This window comes from Paenibacillus sp., assembly GCF_035645235.1.
GTDB lineage: Bacteria > Bacillota > Bacilli > Paenibacillales > YIM-B00363 > Paenibacillus_AE.
The window spans coordinates 1-3,822 of sequence record NZ_DASQMZ010000213.1 but is presented as its reverse complement, the minus strand read 5'-3'; the positions used below and the strand labels follow the sequence as shown (position 1 = coordinate 3,822).

The window sequence follows — 3,822 nt, the reverse complement described above, 5'->3', positions numbered from 1 at the left end:
GTAAAGAGCGAAAACACTTGGCCGGTCAACGACGGCACGACGCCGTACTTCGAGAGCGCGACTAGATTTAAGTTGACGGCGTTCAGCATCAGCTCGATCGAGAGCAGCACGATGACCGCGTTGCGCTTTGTCAGCGCGCCGAACAGCCCGATGCAAAACAAAATCGCCGCCAGCGTCAGGTAAGAAGAGGCCAAGTCGACGGTCATTGCCCTTCCTCCCTTCTCGCGAGCACGATCGCGCCGATGAAGGCGACGGTCAGCAGCACCGACACCAGCTCGAACGGCAGCACCCGCTCGGTGAAGATGATTTCCCCGATCGCCCGCGTGTTGTCCGCGCCCGGATCGAACGCCGCGCCGTTCGGCAGGTCTGCGCTCTGGATGGCGAAGAACAAAACGCCGAACAACGCGACGCAGCCGATCGCCGACAGCGTCTCGTGCGCCGTCCACGGCGGTTCCTCGTCGCTCTCCTCGTGCTTCGTCAGCATAATTCCGAAAATCATTAGAATCGAAACCGCGCCGGCGTAGATGAGGATCTGCACGAACGCGACGAATTCCGCCTCGAGCAGAACGTACAAGCCGCCGAGGCTCAGGAACGCGAACGCGAGCGACACGACCATGTGTACGACTTTGGTGAAGCTGATCATAAAGATCGCACCGCCGATAATCAGTAACGCAAAGATGAAGAAGGCGACCAATTCGCCTGTCAAGAACGACATGTCAATTGGCCCCTCCCTTGGCGGCAGGCGTCAGATTTTTGCTGTTCTCGCTCCGAATGTTCGTGTTGTTGTCGTTCAGCCACTCCATGTTTTTGAACAGGTCGTCGCGGCTGTACGTCGCCAGCTCGAAGTTGTTCGTCATGACAATCGCTTCGGTCGGGCACACCTCCGTGCATAGATCGCACAAGATGCATATTTCGAAGTTAATGTCGTACGTATCGATCACTTTGCCCTTCTTTTCCGGGTCCGGATTCGGCTTGCCCGTCAGCGTGATGCATTCCGTCGGGCAGACGCGGGCGCATTGGTTGCAGACGATGCACTTGTCCGGATCGAAATGCTGCACGCCGCGGAACCGGTCGGGCATGTTCATCGGCACGTCGGGATAAGCGTAGGTCACTTTTTCTTTCGTGAAGCTCTTGAGCGTGACGCCTAAGCCTTTCGCAATACCTTTCATGTGTACCCCTCCATTCTGCTGGCGTTACCAGAGTTCCTTGACGAGCGCCGTGAGGAAGATGTTGACGAGCGCGATCGGCAGCAAGTATTTCCACGCGAGGCCCATCAGCTGGTCGATCCGAATGCGCGGCATCGTCGCCCGCAGCCAGAACAAGACGAACACCACGGCCGAAAATTTAATTAAGAACCACAGCAGCTCCGGGATGAACGACAGCGCCGGAATCGGCGCATGCCAGCCGCCTAAGAACAATACCGTAGTAAGCGCCGCGATCGCGAAAACGTACACGTATTCCGCCAGCATGAAGAAGGCGAATCGGAAGCCGCTGTACTCGACGTGGTACCCCGCGACAAGCTCGGACTCCGCCTCCGGCAAGTCGAACGGCGTCCGGTTCAGCTCGGAAATCGCCGCGATGACGAAGACGCCGAACGCGATGATTTGCGGGAAAATGTTCCACTGCCAGAACCCGCCCGCTTGGCCTTCGACGATCGTACGCAGGTTGAGGCTGCCGGACAGCATGATCACGCCGACCATCGACAGAATGAGCGGCACCTCGTACGAAATCATCTGCGCGGCGGAACGCATGCCCCCGAGCAGCGAGTATTTATTGTTGGACGCCCAACCTCCGAGCACGATGCCGAGCGTCGAAATGCTGGTGAGGGCGCCGTAGTACAACAGGCCCACGTTCAGGTCGGCCGCATATAAGTTGCTCGTGTACGGCAGCGTCGCGATAACGGCGAACGAAGGCACGAACGCGATGGCCGGCGCGAGAATGAACAGAGCGCGGTCCGCCTTCGCCGGAATCGTGTCTTCCTTGATCAGCAGCTTCGCGACGTCCGCGACCGATTGCAGCAGGCCGAACGGGCCGACACGGTTCGGTCCCGGACGCAGCTGCATGTACCCGATGACCTTGCGTTCGAAGTAGATCGCATACGTGACGAAGCCGAGCACGATCAGCAGCATGAGCACGCCGACGGCCAGCATGGTGAAAAACCCGGTCCAGGAGAGCGGGTTTTCGAAGTAGGTTTGCATCAGCCATCAACCTCCCCGACGACGATATCGGTCGCGCCCAAGATCGTAACGAGGTTCGTCATCGATTCGCCGACGAGCAGCTTCGGCAAAATTTGCAGATTGACGAACGAAGGGCGGCGGAACTTCAAGCGGAACGGCTTATCCTTCCCGCGGGAGACGATGTAACAGCCGATCTCCCCGCGCGGCGACTCGATCGCCGAATAAATCTCGCCCTCCGGCGCACGCACGACGCGCGGCACCTTGCCCATGACCGGGCCGTCGCCAGGAAAGCTATCCACTGCTTGCTCCAAGATTCGCAGGCTCTGCTCGATTTCGGCGAGACGGCACAAATAACGGTCGTAGCAATCTCCGTTGCGTCCGACCGGCACGTCGAAGTCGAATTTTTCGTATAGGCTGTACGGCTGATCCTTCCGCAAATCCCACTTCACGCCCGTGCATCGCAAGTTCGCGCCGCTGAGGCCGTAGTCGATCGCCGTCTGGGCGTCGTACTGTCCTACGCCCTTGATCCGCGACAAGAAAATTTCGTTGCCGCTCACGAGATTGTCGTACTCCTTCAGCTTCTCGCGCATGTAAGGAACGAAATCCCGCACCTTCTGGATCCAGCCCTCGGGCGCGTCCCATTTCACGCCGCCGATGCGCATGTAGAAGTACGTCAGCCGCGCGCCGCACAGCTCATTGAACATATCGATTATTTTCTCCCGGTCGCGGAACGCGTACAAGAACGGGCTCATCGCGCCGATATCGAGCAAATACGTGCCCCACCAAACGAGGTGGGAGGCGATGCGCTGCAGCTCCATGACGATCAGGCGCAAATATTCGGCCCGCTCGGGGATTTCGAGCTCCATCAGCTTCTCGACCGTGTGGCACAGCACGTAGTTATTCGTCATCGCCGAGACGTAGTCCATGCGGTCCGTGTACGGGATGATTTGCGTATAGGTCAGGTTTTCGGCCAGCTTTTCCGTCCCTCGATGGAGGTATCCCATGACCGGCGTCGCTTCTTTAATAATCTCGCCGTCGAGCTTGACGACGATCCGAAAGACGCCGTGCGTGCTAGGATGCTGAGGGCCTACGTTCAACAGCAATTCTTCGGTTCTCAAGGCCATGTGCCCTTACACCTCCGGGTCCAGCGGTTCGTAGTCTTTGCGCAGCGGATGCCCGACCCAATCGTCGGACATCATGATGCGCCTGAGGTCCGGATGTCCCGGGAAATCGACGCCGAGCAGGTCGTATACTTCCCGTTCGTTCCAATCGGCCGTCGACCAGAGCGGCGTCACGGACGGCACGACGGGGCGTTCCCTGTCCGCCTTCACCTTGACGCACACCTCGCGCTTCGTCGTCAGGTTCAGCAGATGGTAGACGACTTCGAGATGCGTCTCCTGATCGACGCCGGACAGGTTGCGCAGGTAGTTCATGGACAGCTCGGGGTTCATTTTCAACGTTTCCGCCGTCTTGAACCACTTCTCCGCGTTCACGGTGAGCGTCGGCAGCTCGCCGCTCTTCTCGTTGATTTCGGCCTTCTCGATCGCGTCCGGACCGACGAGCTCGCCGATCAATGCCGAGACGCGTTCGAGGAACGGCTGGTTCTTCGACGGCTCCTTCGGCTTCGGCGGTTCTGCGTCGCCCT

6 protein-coding genes are annotated in these 3,822 nt (G+C 59.0%); all 6 read right to left on the bottom strand.

Annotated features, from left to right (window positions below; all coding sequences use genetic code 11):
- Window positions 1-206, bottom strand: a 206-nt coding sequence (gene nuoK, locus VEZ38_RS20230; protein WP_324896777.1) for an NADH-quinone oxidoreductase subunit NuoK, incomplete at its 3' end; no start/stop codon positions are given.
- Window positions 203-715, bottom strand: a complete 513-nt coding sequence (locus VEZ38_RS20225) for an NADH-quinone oxidoreductase subunit J (protein WP_324896775.1) — start codon at window positions 713-715, stop codon at window positions 203-205. The genes VEZ38_RS20225 and nuoK, both read right to left, overlap by 4 nt.
- A 1-nt stretch (window position 716) precedes the next feature.
- Window positions 717-1,169, bottom strand: a complete 453-nt coding sequence (nuoI, locus tag VEZ38_RS20220; protein WP_324896773.1) for an NADH-quinone oxidoreductase subunit NuoI — start codon at window positions 1,167-1,169, stop codon at window positions 717-719.
- 24 nt (window positions 1,170-1,193) lie between these two features.
- The gene (gene nuoH, locus VEZ38_RS20215) at window positions 1,194-2,198 is read right to left on the bottom strand and encodes an NADH-quinone oxidoreductase subunit NuoH (protein WP_324896771.1); all 1,005 of its coding nucleotides are present in this window, start codon (window positions 2,196-2,198) and stop codon (window positions 1,194-1,196) included.
- Complete coding sequence (locus VEZ38_RS20210) at window positions 2,198-3,301, bottom strand: NADH-quinone oxidoreductase subunit D (protein WP_324896769.1); 1,104 nt, start codon at window positions 3,299-3,301, stop codon at window positions 2,198-2,200. The genes nuoH and VEZ38_RS20210 overlap by 1 nt, the downstream gene beginning before the upstream one ends.
- A gap of 6 nt (window positions 3,302-3,307) precedes the next feature.
- On the bottom strand, window positions 3,308-3,822 hold a 515-nt coding region (locus tag VEZ38_RS20205), incomplete at its 5' end, for an NADH-quinone oxidoreductase subunit C (protein ID WP_324896767.1).